Source organism: Caenispirillum bisanense, assembly GCF_039523075.1.
Taxonomy (GTDB): Bacteria; Pseudomonadota; Alphaproteobacteria; order Rhodospirillales; family Rhodospirillaceae; genus Caenispirillum; species Caenispirillum bisanense.
This window is the reverse complement of record NZ_BAAAEP010000016.1, coordinates 19,861-39,031: the sequence shown is the minus strand read 5'-3', so window position 1 is coordinate 39,031 and position 19,171 is coordinate 19,861. Positions and strand designations below refer to the sequence as shown.

The 19,171-nt window shown below is 69.9% G+C and carries 21 protein-coding genes and 2 tRNA genes; 20 read left to right on the top strand and 3 right to left on the bottom strand.

The features are described from left to right. Positions 1–24: 24 nt before the first annotated feature. Together ABD056_RS09240 and ABD056_RS09235 are read left to right on the top strand one after the other, a co-directional pair. Positions 25–426 (top strand): antitoxin Xre/MbcA/ParS toxin-binding domain-containing protein, encoded by a 402-nt coding sequence (locus tag ABD056_RS09240; protein WP_343866271.1) that lies wholly within the window; start codon positions 25–27, stop codon positions 424–426. Beyond that, positions 398–1,150: an RES family NAD+ phosphorylase gene (locus tag ABD056_RS09235; protein WP_343866270.1), complete on the top strand. Its 753-nt coding sequence runs from the start codon at positions 398–400 to the stop codon at positions 1,148–1,150. Before ABD056_RS09240 ends, ABD056_RS09235 begins: the two co-directional genes overlap by 29 nt. A gap of 62 nt (positions 1,151–1,212) precedes the next feature. Here the strand turns inward: ABD056_RS09235 and ABD056_RS09230 are convergent. Then, positions 1,213–1,289, bottom strand: a tRNA-Pro gene (locus tag ABD056_RS09230). Between the two features lie 108 nt (positions 1,290–1,397). Beyond that, positions 1,398–2,399, bottom strand: a complete 1,002-nt coding sequence (locus tag ABD056_RS09225) for a polyprenyl synthetase family protein (RefSeq protein WP_343866269.1) — start codon at positions 2,397–2,399, stop codon at positions 1,398–1,400. Between the two features lie 137 nt (positions 2,400–2,536). Between ABD056_RS09225 and ABD056_RS09220 the strand changes: the two genes are divergently transcribed. From ABD056_RS09220 to ABD056_RS09210, 3 genes are read left to right on the top strand one after another with little or no spacing between them, the layout of a single operon-like run. Continuing rightward, positions 2,537–2,758 (top strand): putative signal transducing protein, encoded by a 222-nt coding sequence (locus tag ABD056_RS09220; protein ID WP_343866268.1) that lies wholly within the window; start codon positions 2,537–2,539, stop codon positions 2,756–2,758. Continuing rightward, positions 2,755–3,531, top strand: a complete 777-nt coding sequence (locus ABD056_RS09215) for a tRNA1(Val) (adenine(37)-N6)-methyltransferase (protein ID WP_343866267.1) — start codon at positions 2,755–2,757, stop codon at positions 3,529–3,531. The genes ABD056_RS09220 and ABD056_RS09215 overlap by 4 nt, the downstream gene beginning before the upstream one ends. 25 nt (positions 3,532–3,556) lie before the next feature. Beyond that, on the top strand, positions 3,557–3,826 hold the full coding sequence (locus ABD056_RS09210; protein ID WP_343866266.1) for a hypothetical protein: 270 nt from the start codon (positions 3,557–3,559) through the stop codon (positions 3,824–3,826). A gap of 280 nt (positions 3,827–4,106) precedes the next feature. Here ABD056_RS09210 and ABD056_RS09205 read toward each other — a convergent pair whose 3' ends face one another. Then, entirely contained in the window at positions 4,107–4,736 is a 630-nt protein-coding gene (locus tag ABD056_RS09205; protein WP_343866265.1) for a ferredoxin, read from the bottom strand. 237 nt (positions 4,737–4,973) lie between these two features. Between ABD056_RS09205 and ffh the strand changes: the two genes are divergently transcribed. The 15 genes from ffh to kdpB all read left to right on the top strand — a co-directional run bounded on the left by ffh (position 4,974) and on the right by kdpB (position 19,159). Next, positions 4,974–6,500: a signal recognition particle protein gene (gene ffh / locus ABD056_RS09200; protein WP_343866264.1), complete on the top strand. Its 1,527-nt coding sequence runs from the start codon at positions 4,974–4,976 to the stop codon at positions 6,498–6,500. A gap of 106 nt (positions 6,501–6,606) precedes the next feature. Next, positions 6,607–6,984 (top strand): 30S ribosomal protein S16, encoded by a 378-nt coding sequence (gene rpsP, locus ABD056_RS09195; RefSeq protein ID WP_343866263.1) that lies wholly within the window; start codon positions 6,607–6,609, stop codon positions 6,982–6,984. Positions 6,985–7,020: 36 nt separating this feature from the next. Continuing rightward, a complete protein-coding gene (gene rimM, locus ABD056_RS09190; RefSeq protein WP_343866262.1) occupies positions 7,021–7,641 on the top strand; it encodes a ribosome maturation factor RimM in 621 nt (206 codons plus the stop codon). Continuing rightward, on the top strand, positions 7,638–8,357 hold the full coding sequence (gene trmD, locus ABD056_RS09185; protein WP_343866261.1) for a tRNA (guanosine(37)-N1)-methyltransferase TrmD: 720 nt from the start codon (positions 7,638–7,640) through the stop codon (positions 8,355–8,357). Before rimM ends, trmD begins: the two co-directional genes overlap by 4 nt. A gap of 4 nt (positions 8,358–8,361) precedes the next feature. Continuing rightward, positions 8,362–8,790 carry a 50S ribosomal protein L19 gene (gene rplS / locus ABD056_RS09180; RefSeq protein ID WP_343866260.1) on the top strand — a complete coding sequence of 143 codons (429 nt, stop codon included), beginning with the start codon at positions 8,362–8,364 and terminating at the stop codon, positions 8,788–8,790. Positions 8,791–9,055: 265 nt separating this feature from the next. After that, positions 9,056–10,483 (top strand): 3-isopropylmalate dehydratase large subunit, encoded by a 1,428-nt coding sequence (gene leuC, locus ABD056_RS09175; protein WP_343866259.1) that lies wholly within the window; start codon positions 9,056–9,058, stop codon positions 10,481–10,483. A gap of 148 nt (positions 10,484–10,631) precedes the next feature. Further along, entirely contained in the window at positions 10,632–10,913 is a 282-nt protein-coding gene (locus ABD056_RS09170; protein ID WP_343866258.1) for a hypothetical protein, read from the top strand. A gap of 7 nt (positions 10,914–10,920) precedes the next feature. Further along, positions 10,921–11,550: a 3-isopropylmalate dehydratase small subunit gene (gene leuD, locus ABD056_RS09165; protein WP_343866257.1), complete on the top strand. Its 630-nt coding sequence runs from the start codon at positions 10,921–10,923 to the stop codon at positions 11,548–11,550. A gap of 110 nt (positions 11,551–11,660) precedes the next feature. Next, the gene (gene leuB, locus ABD056_RS09160; RefSeq protein WP_343866256.1) at positions 11,661–12,776 is read left to right on the top strand and encodes a 3-isopropylmalate dehydrogenase; all 1,116 of its coding nucleotides are present in this window, start codon (positions 11,661–11,663) and stop codon (positions 12,774–12,776) included. Between the two features lie 158 nt (positions 12,777–12,934). After that, positions 12,935–13,010: transfer RNA gene (locus tag ABD056_RS09155), tRNA-Ala, on the top strand. 251 nt (positions 13,011–13,261) lie between these two features. Next, a complete protein-coding gene (locus tag ABD056_RS09150) occupies positions 13,262–13,681 on the top strand; it encodes a CopG family transcriptional regulator (protein ID WP_343866255.1) in 420 nt (139 codons plus the stop codon). Positions 13,682–13,751: 70 nt separating this feature from the next. Continuing rightward, entirely contained in the window at positions 13,752–14,963 is a 1,212-nt protein-coding gene (locus ABD056_RS09145; RefSeq protein ID WP_343866254.1) for an extracellular catalytic domain type 1 short-chain-length polyhydroxyalkanoate depolymerase, read from the top strand. A 234-nt stretch (positions 14,964–15,197) separates the two neighbouring features. Further along, on the top strand, positions 15,198–15,287 hold the full coding sequence (gene kdpF, locus ABD056_RS09140; protein ID WP_097278419.1) for a K(+)-transporting ATPase subunit F: 90 nt from the start codon (positions 15,198–15,200) through the stop codon (positions 15,285–15,287). Between the two features lie 13 nt (positions 15,288–15,300). Further along, positions 15,301–17,010 carry a potassium-transporting ATPase subunit KdpA gene (gene kdpA, locus ABD056_RS09135; protein ID WP_343866253.1) on the top strand — a complete coding sequence of 570 codons (1,710 nt, stop codon included), beginning with the start codon at positions 15,301–15,303 and terminating at the stop codon, positions 17,008–17,010. A 34-nt stretch (positions 17,011–17,044) separates the two neighbouring features. Beyond that, complete coding sequence (gene kdpB, locus ABD056_RS09130; RefSeq protein WP_343866252.1) at positions 17,045–19,159, top strand: potassium-transporting ATPase subunit KdpB; 2,115 nt, start codon at positions 17,045–17,047, stop codon at positions 19,157–19,159. The last annotated feature ends 12 nt before the right edge of the window (positions 19,160–19,171 follow it).

Sequence of the window (19,171 nt, the reverse complement as noted above, 5' to 3'; positions counted from 1 at the left end):
GCTTTTTCTTGCCGGAGAACGTCCATGACCGGACCCAGCGCCGCGTCGGGCACCGCCCCCTCCCCCGCCGCTCCTGCCTCGCCGGAGCAGGTGCTGTCGCGGGCGAGCATCCGGGCGGCCGACCATCTGGGCCTGACCAACGCCCTGCTGGCCCGCATCCTGGGCCTGTCAGAGGCGTCGGTGTCGCGGCTGCGGGCCGGCCGCTACCTGCTGCAGCGCGACCGCAAGGAGTTCGAGCTGGCGCAGCTGTTCCTGCGCATCGTGCGCAGCCTGGATGCCGTCACCGGCGGCGATGATGCCTCCGCCCGCTCCTGGCTGCGGGCCGACAACCTGGCCCTGGGCGCCCGCCCCATCGACCTGATGACCACCGTGCGCGGCCTGGTAGCGACGGCGGACTATGTGGACTCCCGACGCGCTGTCCTCTGAGGCCCGGCCCTACCGCGCCGAGGTGTGGCGGGTGGTGGAATCGCAGTCGCGCGCCGCCACCATGCGCCTGACCGACAGCCTGCACGACCAGCAGCTGCTGGAAGACCTCATCGACGAGGTGAAGCCCGCCCTGCCGCCGGCGTGCCGCGGCCTGCACTACCTGCTGGCGACGCCGTTCCGCTATGCGCCCTATCCCCATGGCTCGCGCTTCCGCCGCGCCGGCCAGCGCGACGGCGTGTTCTACGCCGCCGAGGACGTGTTCTGCGCCATGGCGGAAACCGCCTTCTACCGCCTGCTGTTCTTCGCCGAATCGCCCGCCACCCGCCTGCCCGAACGGCCGACCGAGCACACCGCCTTCGCCGTCCCCTGCGCCAGCGAGCGGGCCCTGGACCTGACCGCACCGCCCCTGTCCGACGACGGGGCGCAGTGGACCGACCGCAGCGACTACGCCGCCTGCCAGGCCCTGGCCGACACCGCCCGCGCGGCGGGGGTGGAGGTGATCCGCTATGCCTCGGTGCGCGACCCCGACGGCGGCCGCAACGTCGCCGTCCTGACGCCCGCCGCCCTGGCCGCCCGCGAGCCGCAGCAGGTGCAGACCTGGCGGGTGTTCATCCGGCTGGCTGGGGTGCAGGTGGCGCGGGAGTTTCCGCCGGCGACGCGGGAGTATCCCGAGGCCGACTTCGGCGCCGATCCGCGGCTAGCGACATTCTGGCAGCGGCCCTGAGGTGGCGGGCGCCCGGCAGACGTAGAAAAGCCCGGCAAGTCAAAGACTTGCCGGGCTTTTGCTGGTCGGAGTGAGAGGATTCGAACCTCCGGCCCCTGCCTCCCGAAGACAGTGCTCTACCAGGCTGAGCTACACTCCGTCGCTTGGAGGCCCGGTATATAGACCGCGGAGCGGGGGCCTTGCAAGCGGTTTTTTCAACTTTCTCCGCCACATCGCCCCGGCGGCGCGGCGGTGCCTCGGGCGGCCGTCAGTAGGCGCGCTCGACGCAGAAATCGATGATGTCCGACAGCGCCGTGCGCATGGCCGAGGGCGGGAACACCTCCAGCGCCGCGCGGGCCTGCTCGCCGTACTGGCGGGCGCGGACGCGGGTTTCTTCCAGGCTGCCGTGCTTCTGCATCAGGGCCATGGCCTGCGGCAGGTCGTCCGGCGTCTGATCCAGGTCTTCCAGGCAGCGGCGCCAGAAGGTCTTTTCCTCCTCCGACCCGCGCTGGAAGGCGAGGATCACCGGCAGGGTCAGCTTGCCCTCGCGGAAATCGTCGCCCACCGTCTTGCCCAGTTCGGCCTGACGGGCGGAATAGTCGAGGTAGTCGTCCACCAGCTGGAAGGCGATGCCGAGCGCCATGCCGTAATCGCGCATGGCCTGTTCCTCCGCCTCCGGCCGCTCCGCCACCACGGCGCCGACCTGGCAGGCGGCGGCGAACAGTTCCGCCGTCTTGCCCTTGATGACTTCCAGGTAGGCGGCTTCGTCGGTGTCGGTGTCGTTGGTGGTGATCAGCTGCGCCACCTCGCCCTCGGCGATGACCGAGGAGGCGCGCGACAGGATCGCCAGCACCTTGAGGTTGCCGTCCTCCACCATCAGCTCGAAGGCGCGGGAGAACAGGAAGTCGCCCACCAGCACGCTGGCCTGGTTGCCCCACACCGCGTTGGCCGACTGGCGGCCGCGGCGCAGTTCGCTTTCGTCCACCACGTCGTCGTGCAGCAGGGTGGCGGTGTGGATGAACTCGACGCAGGTGGCCAGCTTGACGTGGCGCTGCCCGTCGTAGCCGCACAGGCGGGCGGCGGCGAGCGTCATCAGCGGCCGCAGCCGCTTGCCGCCGGCGGCGACGATGTGGCCGGCGAGCTGCGGGATCAGCGCCACCGGGCTCTGCATGCGCTCGACGATGGTGCGGTTGACGCCCTGCATGTCGGCTTCGACGAGCGCCACCAGGGCATCGAGCGCGGCGGCCTTCGGCTTCTGGTTCTCTTCCACGGTCGTTCCTATACAATAGGGTCCGCGCCGGTGCGGCGCCGGTAGCGCCCCGACCCTATGCGCGCCGGGAGAATAGAAGCGGCTTTCAGGGGCGGTCAAGCGATTGCGGCCGTTTTCCGGCTGCGGGCGGAGAGGGCATGAAGGAGATCCTGCGGACTAACGATCCGGTGCTGCTGTCGGCGCTGGAGGCGGCGCTGTCGGGCGCCGGCATCCCCTGCGTGGTGTTCGACGGCTACACCAGCATCGCCGAGGGGTCGCTGGGGGTGCTGCCGCGCCGCCTGATGGTCGACGACGAGGATGCCGCCGAGGCCGCCCAGGTGCTCGATCACCTGCGCGAAACGGCGGAGAACGGGCGGTGACGGCGCCGATTTCCGCCACTGATGCCACCGCCGGGGCGCTGACCGAGGACCGCCTGCTGGGTGGCCGGGTGCGCCTGCTGCAGCCGCGCGACGGCTACCGCGCCGCCGTCGACCCGGTGCTGCTGGCCGCCGCCTGCCCGGCCCGGCCGGGGCAGAGCGTGCTCGACATGGGCATCGGCACCGGCGCCGCCAGCCTCGCCCTGGCGGCGCGGGTGACGGACCTGCAGCTGATCGGCCTGGAATGGCGGCCGGAGACGGCGCAGCTCGCCCGCCGCAACATGGCGTTGAACGACATCGCCGCCGCCATCGCCGTGGGCGATGCCAAGCGCCCGCCGCTGCCGCCCGAGTCGGTTGACCATGTGCTGACCAACCCGCCCTTCGCCAGCGGCGGCACCCTGCCGCCCGACCCCGGCCGCGCCAGCGCCCATGTGGAGGGGGCGACGGACCTTGCCGACTGGCTGAAGGGCTGCCTGCGCTGCCTGCGCCCGCGCGGCTGGCTGACACTGATCCACCGCGCCGACCGCCTGGACGACGTGCTGGCGGGGCTGCATCGCCAGTGCGGCGCCGTGACCGTCATCCCCCTGTGGCCCCGCGCCGGCGAGCCCGCCCGCCGGGTGATCGTGCGCGCCCGCAAGGGGGTGCGGAGCCCGGCGGTGCTGCAGCCGGGGCTGGTGCTGCACGCGGCGGACACTAAGTACACTGCCGCCGCCGAGGCGGTGCTGCGCGACGCGGCACCGCTGTTCCCCGACCCGCCGGGCGCTGCCCGGTCGTGACGCTTTTGATGGATGTGCCGAGACGATGCTGACGAAGGTTCTGTTCACCGTTGCGGCGGTGGTGATCGTGTGGTGGCTGTTCAAGGCGTTCCAGCGCTGGCAGACGGGCACCGTCACCCGCCAGCGCCCCCACGAACGCGCCGCCCAGGCCGCCCGCGACGCGGTCCACGCCCGCATGCGCGCCCACGGCGACCTGGAACCCGAGGCCCGGGTCACGGTAGAAGACCTGGAACAATGCCCGGCGTGCGGGACGTGGAAGCCGGCGGGGGAGAAGTGCGGGTGCGGGCGGGGGTGAGGGTTGCGGCCCCTGACTGCTTTCACGCGGACCGTCCGACGGGGGAAATGGCGCGGATGGCGGTCGCCGGTCTGGTGCTGATGCGCCAGCGGCCCGGAACGTTATCGGGCGCGGTCTTCCTGCCCCCTGGAGGACAAGACCGGCGTCGTGGTGCATGTGTATGCAACCGACCTGACCGGATTGGCCCTCGACGCCATCCCCGAGCACATCCAGCCGACCGGTCAGCGGCAGGGCCTGCGCCAGAGGGGCATAGACCGGTGTGGCGCAGCTATCCCCACCTTCAGCTGAGGCCGGCGAAGGCCGCCATGTGGAAGGCGGCCTGCTCGGGCGCGTAAGCCTCGCCCACCGGACAGGCATGGCGCGCCAGACACCCCCGCGAACGGCAGGCTGCCCCCGCCTCCGACCGCACATGCGCCCGACAGGCGGCCACATCGTACCCCTCGGCGGTGAAGGCACTCACCGGACAGGCGGCGAGGCAGGGCTTCGCCGCGCAGGAGTCGCACGGGTGCGGCGCCGGCCGGTGCTCCGGCAGCGGCAGCCGGTCCTCGAACAGCAGGGCGGCGCGATAGGCGTGCCACGGCCCGTATTGCGGGTGCAGCAGCACACCGACCGGCGACGGTTGCACCCCTTCCGCCGCCATGGCCCAGCGCTGGAACGGATGGTACGGCGGCCCTTCGAACGGAAACACCACCCGCGCGCCCAGCGCCGCCGCGACCGGCTCCATCACCCGCCGCGTCCAGGCATCCAGCTCGTGCGGCCGGTCTTCGGCCCGGCGGGCGCGGGAAAACGCCTGCCACAGGGCCGGCCCGGCATTGCCGACCAGCACGATCGTGCCGCCCTCCGGCGGGTGAAAGGCGCCGCGCAGGAGGAGGCCGTGGGGGTGGAGGAGGGAGGAGATCGCGTCCAGCATGGCCCCACTCTGCCGGCTGGCGCCGCCGCCGCCAAGGCCCTCGTCCCCCTCCGCCGCCACGCCCCGCCTTGACTCCGCCCGCCGATCGGCCTATTACACCCTCACCTTCGTCCCCAGGGGCGGAGTGTGTCATCACGCTGCTTCGGGCCTAGGGCTCCCGAGGGGGCACGCCAGTCCGCGAGGGTTCGCGCACTGGCGCGATACCGCTTGGTCGACGCGACTTCACAAAGGATTCGCATGTTCGAAAGTCTGTCCAGCCGGCTCGGCTCCGTCTTCGACAAGCTCCGCGGTCGCGGTGCGCTGTCGGAGGCCGACGTCTCGGAGGCCATGCGCGAGGTGCGCGTCGCCCTCCTGGAGGCGGATGTCGCCCTGCCGGTGGTCAAGGACTTCGTCGCCAAGGTGAAGGAACGCGCCGTCGGCCAGGAAGTGATCAAGTCGATCACCCCCGGCCAGATGGTCGTCAAGATCGTCCACGACGTGCTGGTCGACACCCTCGGCGCCGACGACGAGGACAGCGCCATCAACCTGCGCGCCACCCCGCCGGTGCCGATCCTCATGGTCGGCCTGCAGGGCTCGGGCAAGACCACCACCTCGGGCAAGCTCGCCCTGCGCCTGCGCACCCGCGAGCGCAAGAAGGTGATGGTCGCCTCGCTCGACGTCTACCGCCCGGCGGCGCAGAAGCAGCTGGAAGTGGTGGCGGCCCAGGCCGAGGTGATCAGCCTGCCCATCGTCCCCGGCCAGATGCCGGTGGAGATCGCCCGCCGCGCCATGGACGAGGCCCGCAAGGGCGGCTTCGACGTAGTCATCCTCGACACCGCCGGCCGCCTGCACATCGACCAGGAGCTGATGGACGAGGTCGCCCAGGTGCGCGATGTCGTCCGCCCGGCCGAGACGCTGCTCGTCACCGACGCCATGATCGGCCAGGACGCCGTCAACCTGGCGCGCGAGTTCAACGAGAAGATCGGCATTTCCGGCATCGTGCTGACCCGCGTCGACGGCGATGCCCGCGGCGGCGCGGCGCTGTCCATGCGCGCCGTCACCGGCAAGCCCATCAAGCTGCTCGGCATGGGCGAGAAGCTGGACCAGCTGGAAGGCTTCCACGCCGACCGCATCGCCGGCCGCATCCTCGGCATGGGCGACGTGGTCAGCCTGGTGGAGAAGGCCGCCGCCACCTTCGAGGCCGAAGAGGCCGAGAAGATGGCGGCCAAGCTGCTCGACGGCAAGTTCGACATGGACGACATGCTGTCGCAGCTGCGCCAGATCCAGAAGATGGGCGACATCAAGGGCATCCTCGGCATGCTGCCGGGCATCGGCAAGATGCAGAAGCAGCTCGACGCCGCCAAGATCGACGACAAGATGATCAAGCGGCAGGAAGCCATCATCCTGTCCATGACCAAGCGCGAGCGCCGCAACCCCGACCTTCTGAAGGCCAGCCGCAAGAAGCGCGTGGCGGAAGGGTCCGGCACCACGGTGCAGGAGGTCAACAAGCTGCTGAAACAGCATCAGCAGATGGCCGACGTCATGAAGCGCATGAAGAAGATGGGCGGCAAGAAGGGCCTGATGGGCGCCATGTCGAAGATGTTCGGCGGCGCCATGCCGCCGGCCGGCATGCAGGGCGCCCTGCCGCCGGACATGCTGCAGGGCATGGGCGGCAAGGGCGGTGCCGGTGGCGGCATGCCCGACCTGTCCGCCCTCGGCAAGGGCCTGCCCGGCGGTCTGCCGCCGGATCTGCTGAAGGCCATGCAGAAGGGCAAGAAGAAATGACGGGCCGGCGGCGGCCCCGTGCCGCCGCCGCCTCCCCGCTCACCGGCCGGGCCGCTGCGGTCCTGCCATCGACCTTTGTTTTGTTGAAGAACCTGGAGACCGGTACATGTCCCTGAAGATTCGCCTGTCGCGCGGCGGTGCCAAGAAGCGTCCGTTCTACCGCATCGTCGTTGCCGACGCCCGCGCCCCGCGCGATGGCCGCTTCATCGAGAAGCTGGGCACCTACAACCCGATCCTGCCGACCGAGCACAACGACCGTCTGGCCCTGAAGACCGAGCGCGTCCAGTACTGGATCGCCAGCGGCGCCCAGCCGACCGACCGCGTGCGCAAGCTGCTGGCCCAGGCCGGTCTGGTCGAAGCCGCCGCCGTGCCGGAGCAGACCAAGAAGAACCAGCCGAAGGCGAAGGCGCAGGAGCGTCTGCGCGAGGCCGCCGAGAAGGCCGCCGCCGCTGCTGCCGCCGCCGAGGAAGGCGCGGCCGAGTAATCGGCTGCCGCATCCCCTATGGCGCCGGAACCGGCCATGGCCGAGCAAGGGACTGAGGATCGGGTGCTGGTGGGCGTCGTTGTCGGCGCCCACGGCATCCGCGGCGACGTCAAGGTGAAGAGCTTCACCGGCGATCCCGAAGGCGTGGCCGCCTATGGCCCCGTCCAGACGGAAAGCGGGCAGCGGACCTTTGCCCTGCGCGTCAAGGGCGTGGCCAAGGGCACGGTGATCTGCGCCGTCAAGGGCGTCACCGACCGCAACGCCGCCGAGGCGCTGAAGGGCACCCGCCTCTACCTGCCGCGCACCTCGCTGCCGCCGCAGGCCCTGGCCGAGGACGAGTTCTACCATGCCGACCTGGTCGGGCTGACGGCCGAGATGGCCGACGGCTCCGGCGTGGTCGGCACGGTGGCCGCCGTCTACGACTTCGGCGCCGGTGACATCCTGGAGCTGAAGCCGGTGCCGGGCGGGGTGACCGCCAAGCCGGTGCTGGTGCCGTTCACCCGTGCCGTTGTGCCGGTGGTGGACGTGGCCGCCGGCCGGGTGGTGATCGACCCGCCGGCCGGGCTCATCGACGAGTCGCGGCCGGAGGATCACCGCGAGGCCGACGCCGACGGGGGCGACTCCGCGGCCGACGGCGGCGACGGGGAGCGGGAATGACCGCCGCGGCCTTCCGGGCCGTGGTCCTGACGCTGTTCCCGGAGATGTTTCCGGGGCCGCTCGGGCATTCCCTGGCCGGAAAGGCGCAGGCCGATGGCCTGTGGTCGCTGGAAACGGTGGACATCCGGTCCTTCGCGCGCGATAAACACCGCACCGTCGATGATACGCCGTTCGGGGGCGGGGCCGGCATGGTCATGCGTCCCGACGTCGTGGATGCCGCCATCGGGTCGGCCTGGCCCGGCGAGGGGCCGGTCATTTACCTCACCCCGCGGGGCAAGGTGCTTGACCAGCCGCTGGTGAAGGACCTGGCGCGGCAGCCGGCGGTGACGATCCTCTGCGGACGCTATGAAGGGGTCGACCAGCGCGTGCTGGACGCCCGCGGCGTTCTGGAGATCAGCGTCGGCGACTTCGTGCTGTCCGGCGGCGAAGCGGCGGCCATCGTCCTGCTGGACGCGGTGGTGCGCATGCTTCCCGGCGTGGTCGGCAAGACGGAGTCGCTGGAGCAGGAGAGTTTCGAGACCGGCCTGCTGGAACACCCGCTGTATACGCGGCCGCAGGTCTGGAACGGCATCCCGGTGCCGGAGGTCTTGATGAGTGGGCATCACGCCCGAATAGAGGCCTGGCGTCGGGACCAGGCCGAGGACATCACCCGGCAGCGCCGCCCGGACCTGTGGTCCCGCTACGTCGCCGCCCAGAAGCAAGAGCAAGAGGGTTGATCCCATGAACATTATCGAACAGCTCGAAAAAGAGCAGGTCGCCAAGCTCACCCCGGAGCACGGCATTCCCGACTTCGCCCCCGGCGACACCGTGCGCGTGCACGTGAAGGTCGTTGAAGGCAACCGCGAGCGTACCCAGGCCTACGAAGGCGTGTGCATCGCCCGCAAGAACGACAGCATCAACAGCTCCTTCACCGTCCGCAAGATTTCCTTCGGCGAAGGCGTCGAGCGCGTGTTCCCGCTGTACTCCCCGGCGCTGGAGCGCATCGAGGTGGTGCGTCGCGGCAAGGTGCGCCGCGCGAAGCTGTACTACCTGCGCGACCGTCGCGGCCGTTCCGCCCGTATCGTCGAGGACACCCAGGCGACCATCAAGGCGAAGGCGCACGAGCGTCAGGTCGACCAGGACCTGCGCGCCAAGAAGAACGAGGGCTGAGGCTCTTGGCGGGTGCCGTCGTGACACACGATGGCACCCGTTCTGTATCACCGGGCGCGCACGGTCCGACTCCGTTGGACAGGCGCGCCCGGTTTTCATATGCTCCGCATGCCTCGGGGAAGTTGGGGGGAATGCGGCCCGTTTCGGGCCGATGCCGCGGTGGCGGCACCAGGGCGCCAGCGCGCCCGCCCGGCGCCTGAGGGCGCAGGCGATCGGCAACGGTCGGCTGCATTGATGCAACACACCGACATGGAGTGGATCGGAGATGGCCGAGCCCCGCACCCTCTTCGACAAGATCTGGCAGTCGCACCTGGTGGACGTGCAGGACGATGGTACCTGCCTGCTCTACATCGACCGCCACATGGTGCACGAGGTCACCAGCCCGCAGGCCTTTGAAGGTCTGCGCAACACCGGCCGCCAGGTCCGCCGGCCGCAGAACACGCTGGCGGTCGCCGACCACAACGTGCCGACCACCGATCGCTCCGCCGGCATCGCCGACGAGGAAAGCCGCATCCAGGTCGAGACGCTGGAAAAGAACACCGCCGAATTCGGCGTGCCGTACTTCCCCATGACCGACATCCGCCAGGGCGTGGTGCACATCGTCGGGCCGGAACAGGGTTTCACCCTGCCGGGCACCACCATCGTCTGCGGCGACAGCCACACCGCCACCCACGGCGCCTTCGGCGCGCTGGCCTTCGGCATCGGCACCTCCGAGGTCGAGCATGTGCTGGCCACCCAGACGCTGCTGCAGGCGCCGGCCAAGAACATGCGGGTGACCGTGAAGGGCCACGTCGGCCCCGGCGTCACCGCCAAGGACATCGTGCTGGCCATCATCGGCCGCCTGGGCACCGCCGGCGGCACCGGCTACGTCGTCGAATACGCCGGCGAGGCCATCGAGGCGCTGTCCATGGAAGGCCGCATGACGGTCTGCAACATGACCATCGAGGCGGGCGCCCGCGCCGGCCTGATCGCCCCCGACGCCACCACCTTCGACTACCTGAAGGGCCGCCCCATGGCCCCCAAGGGCGCCGCCTGGGAAGCCGCCGTCTCCTACTGGAAGACGCTGAAGACCGATCCGGGCGCCCGCTTCGACGTCGAGATCGAGCTGGACGCCGCCGCCATCGAGCCGCACGTCACCTGGGGCACCAGCCCGGAAGACGTGGCGCCGATCAGCGCCGCCATTCCGGCGCCGGACAGCTTCAAGGACGCCGCCAAGCAGAAGGCCGCCGCCCGCTCGCTGGAATACATGGGCCTTGCCGCCGGCACGCCGCTGGAAGAGGTCGCCATCGACCGCGTCTTCATCGGCTCCTGCACCAACGGCCGCATCGAAGACCTGCGCGCCGCCGCCGAGGTCGCCCGCGGCCGCCGCGTCGCCGCCGGTGTCTCCGCCATGGTGGTGCCGGGCTCCGGCCTGGTGAAGGAACAGGCGGAAGCCGAGGGCCTTGACGAAATCTTCAAGGCTGCCGGCTTTGAATGGCGCGAGCCGGGGTGCTCCATGTGCCTTGCCATGAACGCCGACAAGCTGGCGCCGGGCGAGCGTTGCGCCTCCACCTCGAACCGCAACTTCGAGGGCCGCCAGGGCCGCGGCGGGCGCACCCACCTGTGCAGCCCGGCCATGGCCGCTGCTGCCGCCGTCACCGGCCGTCTGACCGACGTCCGCAAGCTGCCGGCGGTGGACGCGGTTCCCGCCTGACCCTGCGGCCCGCCGGCCGATCCCGCCGCCAGAGCGGGAGGCGCCGGACGGGCCCGAGAGAGACCGAGTGCCTGTGTCCCGGTGCAGGCCGGCGGCAGTCCCGCCGCCCGGCCTGCCCGGCGCGAGAGAAAGAGAGAAGGGTAAAGCCATGGCCAAGGCCGCGATGGCATCGCTGTTCGTGGACCCGACCGCCCGTTTCGTCAACGGCCTCATCACCTCGGAGATCGAGGTGTCCGAGAGCCTGCTCAGCCGCATCTGGCCGCGTTTCTCCGCCGCCGACCTGCTGAGCGAGCCGCCGGCCGACGACGAGGACGACGAGTTCCGGGCCTGCGACGGCGACGACGACATCGAGATCGAGTTCGAGGCCGACGAGGACGAGGATGGCTTCTTCGCCAACCTGTCGTCCTGGTCGCCGCGCAGGAAGGGATGATCGCACGATGGAAAAGTTCACCAAGCTGACCGGCGTCGCGGCGCCGCTGCCGATGATCAACGTCGACACCGACATGATCATCCCCAAGCAGTTCCTGAAGACCATCAAGCGCACCGGGCTCGGCAAGAACCTGTTCTTCGAGATGCGCTATGACGACGCCGGCGCCGAAATCGCCGACTTCGTGCTGAACAAGCCGGCCTATCGCTCCGCCACCATCCTGGTGGCCGGCGACAACTTCGGCTGCGGTTCCTCGCGCGAACATGCGCCGTGGGCGCTGCTGGACTTCGGCTTCCGCTGCGTCATCGCGCCCAGCTTCGCCGACATCTTCTACAACAACTGCTTCAAGAACGGCATCCTGCCGATCCGCCTGCCGCAGGCCGAGGTCGACAAGCTGCTGGACGATGCCGCCCGTGGCGCCAATGCCACCGTGACGGTGGACCTGGAGAAGCAGGAAATCACCGGTCCCGATGGCGGCGTCATCCGCTTCGACATCGACCCCTTCCGCAAGCACTGCCTGCTGGAAGGCCTGGACGACATCGGCCTGACGCTGCAGAAGGACGACAAGATCCGCGCCTACGAGGAGCGCCTGACCCGCGAATCCCCGTGGGCGGTGCCGGCTGCCAACACGGCGGCCTGACCGACAGCGACGGCATGACGGGGGGCTTTGCATGGCGGAGCCCCCCTTTTTCATGACCGCGGCGGCCCGCCGCCCGGACCACCAAGACCAAGACCGAGAGAGAGACAACCATGGCTGACACGAAGAAGGTTCTCGTCCTGCCCGGCGACGGCATCGGCCCCGAGGTGATGCCCCAGGTGGTGCGCCTCATGGAATGGCTGGAGCAGCGCGGCAAGGCGCGCTTCGAGCTGACCGAGGGCCTCATCGGCGGCGCCGCCATCGACGCCACCGGCGGTCCGCTGCCGGCCGACACGCTGGAGAAGGCCAAGGCAGCCGACGCCGTGCTGCTGGGCGCCGTCGGCGGCCCCAAGTGGGACGACCTGCCCTTCGACATCAAGCCGGAACGCGGCCTGCTCGGCATCCGCAAGGAACTCGGCCTGTTCGCCAACCTGCGCCCGGCGGTGGTGTTCGACGCCCTGGCCGAGGCCTCGACCCTGAAGCTTGAGGTCGTCAAGGGCCTCGACATCATGATCGTGCGCGAGCTGACCGGCGGCATGTACTTCGGCCAGCCGCGCGGCATCGAGACCCTGCCGGACGGTACCCGCAAGGGCATCAACTCGCTGGTCTACACCACGCCGGAAATCACCCGCATCGGCCGCGTCGCCATGGACCTGGCGATGAAGCGCAACAAGAAGGTGTGCTCGGTCGACAAGGCCAACGTGCTGGAATGCACCGTCCTGTGGCGCGAAGAGATGATCAAGCTGCAGCAGGAGGAATACCCGGAGATCGAGCTGTCGCACATGTACGTCGACAACGCCTCCATGCAGCTGGTGCGCAACCCGAAGCAGTTCGACGTGGTGGTGACGGAAAACATGTTCGGCGACATCCTGTCGGATTGCGCCGCCATGCTGACCGGCTCGCTCGGCATGCTGCCGTCGGCCTCGCTGGGTGCCGCCGACCCGGTGACCGGCAAGCGCTATGCGCTCTATGAGCCGGTGCACGGCTCGGCCCCGGACATCGCCGGCCAGAACCTGGCGAACCCGCTGGCGACCATCCTGTCGTTCACCATGATGCTGCGCTACAGCTTCGACATGATGGCCGAGGCCGACATGATCGAGCAGGCGATCCAGACGGTCCTGAACAAGGGCATCCGCACCGGCGACATCATGCAGCCGGGCGCCACCCGCGTCGGCACCACGCAGATGGGCGACGCCGTCCTGGCCGAACTGAACGCCCTGGCGGGCTGACGAGGGCCTGGCGGAAGGGCCGGTTTTCCGGCCCTTCCGCGGCTCTTGCGGGGGTGGGAAAAAGCCGTCTCAAACCCTTCATTTTTCGCTTGATTCGGGGCGCGGCCTTCCTTATGTTCCGCCCACTCCGCCGGTGATCCCAACACCCGGCACACGATGGGGCTGTAGCTCAGTTGGGAGAGCGCTACAATGGCATTGTAGAGGTCAGGGGTTCGATTCCCCTCAGCTCCACCAGGTTTCAGAAACACCCGCTGTCGCGAGACGGCGGGTGTTTTGCTTTGGGGTTGGCAATCGAACCCCTGTCCTTGGGTGGCACGCCTACGGCGTGACGGTTCGCTTCCCCTCAGCTCCACCAGAATTCCCGGAACACCCGCTGTCGCGAGACGGCGGGTGTTTTGTTTTGCCAATTCTCAGCCAGCTCTTGCGGCCCCCTGCCGTCTGCACCATCTTACCATCCAGCGGGATGGTGAATGGATGGTGTGAAGATGGCAAAGCACAGCAAGACGGCGCCGGCGAAGGCGGCGGACAGCGAGAAGATCACCATCAATCTCGGGTTCGTGGACCTGGGACACATCGACCTTCTGGTGCAGGAAGGCTTCTACTCCAACCGGACCGACTTCATCCGCACCGCCATCCGCAATCAGATCGAGCGGCATGGTGACGTGGCCCGGCAGGCTGTTGCCCGCAAGGGCGTCGACCTCGGCCTGCTGCACTACAGCCGTCACGACCTGGAAGCGGCGCGCGACGCCGGCCGGATGCTGGAGATCCGGGTTCTCGGCCTGTGCAGCATCGCAGCCGACGTCACGCCCGAACTGGCCCGCGCCACCATCGCCTCTGTCTCCGTCCTTGGTGCCCTGCACGCCAGTCCTGCGGTGAAGGCGGCGCTCGCCGACCGCACTACGTAGCTCCCTCCGGCGGTGCCACCCCGAAGACGGTGCCGTTCGTCCCCCCTCCAAGCCCTGGAAGGCTCCCCCGATGACCGACACCCTGCCCTCGGGCATGGCCGAAGCCGTGCGCCTGACTCGCGCCGGCAAGCTGGCCGACGCGACCTCCTTCATCCAGCGCCTGCTCAAGGGCGAGCCGGCATCATCGCCGCCGGCAGCCCCGCCGGCGCCCGTCATCGACGCCGAGTTCATCACGGTGGACGCGCCAGCGCCGCCGCCGCCGCAGCCCCGAACCGCACCCTGGACCGCCGGACAAACCCGCCGCACCCCCGGCGCCGGTCTCGGCGAAACGCTGCGTCGACTGGCGAAGCAGGTGCCCCGGCAGGGCGGCGGCCTGAGCGGCCTCGGCAAGGCTCCGCCGGTGGTGACCGAACCGCTGCCCGAGGGCGCGTCGTTCGAGACCTTCACCTACGCCAACGCCGCCGGAACCCGGCGTTACAAGCTCTATGTTCCGGCCAACCGGTCGGCGGCGGCGCTGCCGCTGGTCGTCATGCTGCACGGCTGCACCCAGTCGCCGGACGATTTCGCCGCCGGCACCAGAATGAACGCCCTGGCGGAGGAGCGCGGCTGCCTCGTCGCCTACCCGGAGCAGCCGTCGTCGGCCAACCCCAACCGGTGCTGGAACTGGTTCAACCCGCAGGATCAGCAGCGCGGGCGGGGCGAGCCGTCGATCCTCGCCGGCCTGACCCGCCAGATCCTGCGCGACCATCCGGTTGACCCGAGCCGGGTCTACGCCGCCGGCCTGTCGGCGGGTGGTGCGACGGCGGCGGTGCTGGCGGCGGCCTATCCCGACCTGTTCGCCGCCGTCGGTGTCCATTCCGGCCTGCCGGTCGGCGCCGCCCGCGACATCCCCTCCGCCTTCGCGGCCATGCGCCAGGGCGGTGGCGGGAACGCGCGGACGATCCTCCGCATCCCGACCATCGTCTTCCACGGCGATGCGGATTCGACGGTCCATGCGGTCAACGGCGATGCCGTCGCGGCGCAAGCCACGGCCTCCGCCGCCGGCTCGCGGGCGACGACGCACCGGGGCGAGGCGAGCGGCGGCCACGGCTACAGCCGCGTCGTTCACACCGCCCGGTCGGGAGAGGTGGTGTGCGAGCAGTGGACCATCCACGGCGCTGGCCACGCCTGGGCCGGGGGCAGCCCGACGGGCTCCCATACCGACCCGCGCGGCCCGGACGCCAGCCGCGAAATGCTCCGCTTCTTCTTCGACCATGGCCGGGGGCCACGGAAGGGCGACTGAGGCGAACCGGATAGGAGCATAACGGCGGCGTAAAGAATTCCCGGAAACTTTACGCCGCCGCCTCTCCCGCCTGATCGCCCCTTTACAGCCTTTCCCGTCATCCTCCTTCGACACGAGCAACGAAGGAGGTTTCCCATGCTCGACGTCCTGTACCTGGCGCTCGCGCTCGGGGTCTTTGGTCTGTGCGCAGCCGCCGTGCCGGCGCTCGACCGGTTGTGACCGGAGCGCAGCCCCATGGACTTCACCCACATCCTCGGCCTGACGGTCGCACTGGCGCTGGTGGCCTATCTCGGCTTCGCGCTGCTGCGGCCCGAGAAATTCTGACGGAGCCGGTCCCATGCCCATGACCGATCTCCTCCAGCTCGCCCTATTCGTTGTCCTGATCGCCGCCCTCGCGCCGCCGCTCGGCCGGTACATGGCGCGGGTCTATGCGGGCGAGCGGACGCTGCTGTCGCCGCTGGTCGTCCCCGTCGAAAAGGCGGTCTGCCGCCTGACCGGCACCCGCCCCGACGCCGACCAGCACTGGACGGCCTATGCCTTCGCCGTGCTGGCCTTCAATGCCGCCGGCTTCCTGGTGCTGTTTGCCATCCTGCGCCTGCAGCACGTCCTGCCGTTCAACCCGCAGGGAATTCCGCCCATGAGCGCGGACCTCGCGTTCAACACGGCGGTCAGCTTCATGACCAACACCAACTGGCAGGCCTATTCCGGCGAGGCGGACCTCAGCTTCTTCAGCCAGATGGTCGGGCTGACGACGCAGAACTTCGTGTCCGCCGGCACCGGCATGGCCGTCGCCGTCGCCGTCATTCGCGGCTTCGTGCGGCGGTCGGGGCGCGGCATCGGCAATTTCACGGTCGACCTCACCCGCAGCGTCCTTTACGTGCTGCTGCCGCTGGCAGTGGTGGTGACGCTCGTCCTTGTCTGGCAGGGCGTGCCGCAGACCCTGGCCGCCTACATCCCGGCGACGACGCTGGAAGGCGGGCAGCAACTCATCGCCCAGGGCCCGGCGGCGAGCCAGATCGCCATCAAGCAGCTCGGCACCAACGGCGGCGGCTTCTTCGGCGTGAACTCGGCCTTCCCCTACGAGAACCCGACGCCGCTGTCGAACCTGGTGCAGGTGGTGTCCATCCTGCTCATCCCCGCCGCCTTCTGCTTCCTCTACGGCCGCATGGCGCAGGATTTCCGCCAGGGCCGCGCCATCTTCGCCGCCATGGCGGTGATGTTCCTCGTCGCCCTCGGCGTGACCTACGGGGCGGAGCGAGCCGGCAACGACCTGATCGCCGCCCTGCCGGTGGACCAGAGCGCCGGCAACATGGAGGGCAAGGAGGTCCGCTTCGGCGTCGTCAACTCGGCGCTGTGGGCGGTGACCACCACCGCCGCCTCCAACGGCTCGGTCAACTCCATGCACGACAGCTTCACGCCGCTCGGCGGCATGGTGCCGATGATCCTGATGCAGTTGGGCGAGATCGTGTTCGGCGGCGTCGGCGCCGGCTTCTACGGCATGCTGCTCTACGTCGTGCTGGCGGTGTTCCTGGCCGGGCTCATGGTCGGCCGCACGCCGGAATACCTGGGTAAGAAGATCGAGGCCAAGGAAGTCAAACTGGGGGTGCTGGCGCTGCTGTCCATCCCCCTCGGCATCCTGGTGCTCGGGGCGATCTCGGCGGTGCTGCCGGTGGGGGTGGCGAGCGTGCAGGACGCCGGGCCGCACGGCCTGTCGGAGATCCTCTATGCCTACAGCTCGGCCACCGGCAACAACGGCTCTGCCTTCGCCGGCTTCGGGGCGGGGACGGTCTACCAGAACACCATGCTCGGCATCGCCATGCTGCTCGGCCGCTTCGCGATCATCGTGCCCATGCTGGCGGTCGCCGGATCGCTGGTCGGCAAGAAGGCCCACGCCGAGACGGCCGGCACCTTCCCGACCCACGGGCCGCTGTTCGTCGGCCTGCTGATCGGCGTGATCGTCATCGTCGGCGGCCTGACCTTCTTCCCGGCGCTCGCCCTCGGGCCGATTGCCGAGCACTTCGCCATGACCGGCGGCCTCAGCTACTGACGCCGCCACCTCTTCACGGTTAAGAGAGACTCCGATGTCCAAACATCGACCCAAGGATACGCGCCTGCTGGACCCCGCCCTGGTTGGTCCGGCGCTGCGCCAGGCGGTGGTCAAGCTGGATCCCCGCACCCTGGTCCGCAATCCGGTCATCTTCGTGACCGCCGTGGTCGCCGTCGTGGCGACGGTCATTGCCGCCGCCGTGCCCCTGACCGGCGCCGCCTACGGCGACCCGGCGACGGTGGCGCAGATCGCTGCGTGGCTGTGGTTCACCGTGCTGTTCGCCAACTTCGCCGAAGCCCTGGCTGAGGGCCGGGGCAAGGCGCGCGCCGATTCCCTGCGCGCCACCCGTACCGACACCCCGGCCAAGAAGCTGGCGACGGTGGATGCCGAGGGCTGGGACGAGGTGGCGGGCGACAGTCTGCGGCCCGGCGACATCGTCCTGTGCACGGCCGGCGACGTCATCCCCGCCGACGGCGAGGTGGTGGCCGGCATCGCCTCGGTGGACGAAAGCGCCATCACCGGCGAATCGGCCCCCGTCATCCGCGAGAGCGGCGGCGACCGCTCGGCCGTCACCGGCGGTACCCGGGTGGTGTCGGACGTCATCAAGGTGCGGGTCACCCAGAAGCCGGGCGAAAGCTTCCTGGACCGCATGATCGGCCTGGTGGAAGGCGCCCGGCGGCAGAAGACCCCGAACGAGGTGGCGCTGACCATCCTGCTGGTCGGCATGAGCCTGATCTTCGTCATGGTGGTGGCGACGCTGGAACCCTTCGCCCGCTATGCCGGCGCCACCATCCCCGTCGCCTTCCTGCTGGCGCTGCTGGTGACGCTGATCCCGACCACCATCGGCGGCCTGCTGTCGGCCATCGGCATTGCCGGCATGGACCGGCTGGTGAAGGCCAACGTCATCGCCAAGTCCGGCCGCGCGGTGGAGGCGGCCGGCGACGTGGACGTGCTGCTGCTCGACAAGACCGGCACCATCACCTACGGCAACCGCATGGCCGACGAGCTGATCCCGCTGGCCGGCGTCAGCGAGCGCGAGTTGGCCGCCGCCGCCCTGCTGGCCTCGCTGGCCGACGAGACGCCGGAGGGCAAGTCCATCGTCGACCTCGCCCGGCGCAAGTACCACCTGACTCCCGACCGCTCGACGGTGGCGGAGTTCGTGCCCTTCACCGCCCACACCCGCATGAGCGGCTGCGACCTGACCGGCGGCACGGTCATCCGCAAGGGGGCGGTGGATGCCATTCTCGCCCACGCGATGGCCCAGCCCGAGCCGGTGGCCGCCGCCCTGCCGGCGCAGGCGGTCATCGTCAGCGACGGCTCGCGGCAGTCGCGGCTTGCCGAACAATGCCGGCGCGAGGTGGAGCGCGTCGCCAAGGCCGGCGGCACGCCGCTCGTGGTGGCCGAGAACGGCCGCCTGCTCGGTGTGGTGTTCCTGAAGGACATCGTCAAGCCGGGCATCCGCGAGCGCTTCGCCCAGCTGCGCGCCATGGGCATCCGCACCGTCATGGTTACCGGCGACAACCCGCTGACCGCGGCCGCCATCGCCGCCGAGGCCGGGGTCGACGACTTCCTGGCCGAGGCGACGCCCGAGAAGAAGCTCGACCTGATCCGCAAGGAGCAGCAGGAGGGCCGCCTGGTCGCCATGTGCGGCGACGGCTCCAACGACGCCCCGGCGCTGGCCCAGGCCGACATCGGCATCGCCATGAACGACGGCACCCCGGCGGCGCGCGAGGCCGGCAACCTGGTCGACCTCGACAGCGACCCGGCCAAGCTGATCGAGGTGGTGATGGTGGGCAAGCAGCTGCTCATCAGCCGCGGGGCGCTGACCACCTTCTCCATCGCCAACGACGTGGCGAAGTACTTCGCCATCATCCCGGCCATGTTCGTGGCGGCCTATCCGCAGCTCCAGGCGCTCAACGTCATGGGGCTGGCGAGCCCGGAAAGCGCCATCCTGTCGGCGGTGATCTTCAACGCCCTCATCATCATCGCGCTGATCCCGCTGGCCCTGAAGGGCGTGGCGTATCGCCCCGCCTCGGCCGCGTCGCTGCTTCGCCGCAACCTGCTGGTCTACGGCCTCGGGGGGCTGATCGTGCCGTTCGTGGGCATCAAGGCCATCGACCTTGCCATCACCGGCCTCGGCCTGGTGTGAGGACGAAGGAGA

Excerpts from the sequence above, each read along its gene's own strand:
- ABD056_RS09240 (WP_343866271.1), top strand. The coding sequence starts at position 25 with ATGACCGGACCCAGCGCCGCGTCGGGCACCGCCCCCTCCCCCGCCGCT.
- ABD056_RS09235 (WP_343866270.1), top strand. The coding sequence starts at position 398 with ATGTGGACTCCCGACGCGCTGTCCTCTGAGGCCCGGCCCTACCGCGCC.
- ABD056_RS09220 (WP_343866268.1), top strand. The coding sequence starts at position 2,537 with ATGAAGGAGATCCTGCGGACTAACGATCCGGTGCTGCTGTCGGCGCTG.
- ABD056_RS09210 (WP_343866266.1), top strand. The coding sequence starts at position 3,557 with ATGCTGACGAAGGTTCTGTTCACCGTTGCGGCGGTGGTGATCGTGTGG.
- ABD056_RS09205 (WP_343866265.1), bottom strand. The coding sequence starts at position 4,736 with ATGCTGGACGCGATCTCCTCCCTCCTCCACCCCCACGGCCTCCTCCTG.
- ffh (WP_343866264.1), top strand. The coding sequence starts at position 4,974 with ATGTTCGAAAGTCTGTCCAGCCGGCTCGGCTCCGTCTTCGACAAGCTC.
- rpsP (WP_343866263.1), top strand. The coding sequence starts at position 6,607 with ATGTCCCTGAAGATTCGCCTGTCGCGCGGCGGTGCCAAGAAGCGTCCG.
- rimM (WP_343866262.1), top strand. The coding sequence starts at position 7,021 with ATGGCCGAGCAAGGGACTGAGGATCGGGTGCTGGTGGGCGTCGTTGTC.
- trmD (WP_343866261.1), top strand. The coding sequence starts at position 7,638 with ATGACCGCCGCGGCCTTCCGGGCCGTGGTCCTGACGCTGTTCCCGGAG.
- rplS (WP_343866260.1), top strand. The coding sequence starts at position 8,362 with ATGAACATTATCGAACAGCTCGAAAAAGAGCAGGTCGCCAAGCTCACC.
- leuC (WP_343866259.1), top strand. The coding sequence starts at position 9,056 with ATGGCCGAGCCCCGCACCCTCTTCGACAAGATCTGGCAGTCGCACCTG.
- ABD056_RS09170 (WP_343866258.1), top strand. The coding sequence starts at position 10,632 with ATGGCCAAGGCCGCGATGGCATCGCTGTTCGTGGACCCGACCGCCCGT.
- leuD (WP_343866257.1), top strand. The coding sequence starts at position 10,921 with ATGGAAAAGTTCACCAAGCTGACCGGCGTCGCGGCGCCGCTGCCGATG.
- leuB (WP_343866256.1), top strand. The coding sequence starts at position 11,661 with ATGGCTGACACGAAGAAGGTTCTCGTCCTGCCCGGCGACGGCATCGGC.
- ABD056_RS09150 (WP_343866255.1), top strand. The coding sequence starts at position 13,262 with ATGGCAAAGCACAGCAAGACGGCGCCGGCGAAGGCGGCGGACAGCGAG.
- ABD056_RS09145 (WP_343866254.1), top strand. The coding sequence starts at position 13,752 with ATGACCGACACCCTGCCCTCGGGCATGGCCGAAGCCGTGCGCCTGACT.
- kdpF (WP_097278419.1), top strand. The coding sequence starts at position 15,198 with ATGGACTTCACCCACATCCTCGGCCTGACGGTCGCACTGGCGCTGGTG.
- kdpA (WP_343866253.1), top strand. The coding sequence starts at position 15,301 with ATGCCCATGACCGATCTCCTCCAGCTCGCCCTATTCGTTGTCCTGATC.
- kdpB (WP_343866252.1), top strand. The coding sequence starts at position 17,045 with ATGTCCAAACATCGACCCAAGGATACGCGCCTGCTGGACCCCGCCCTG.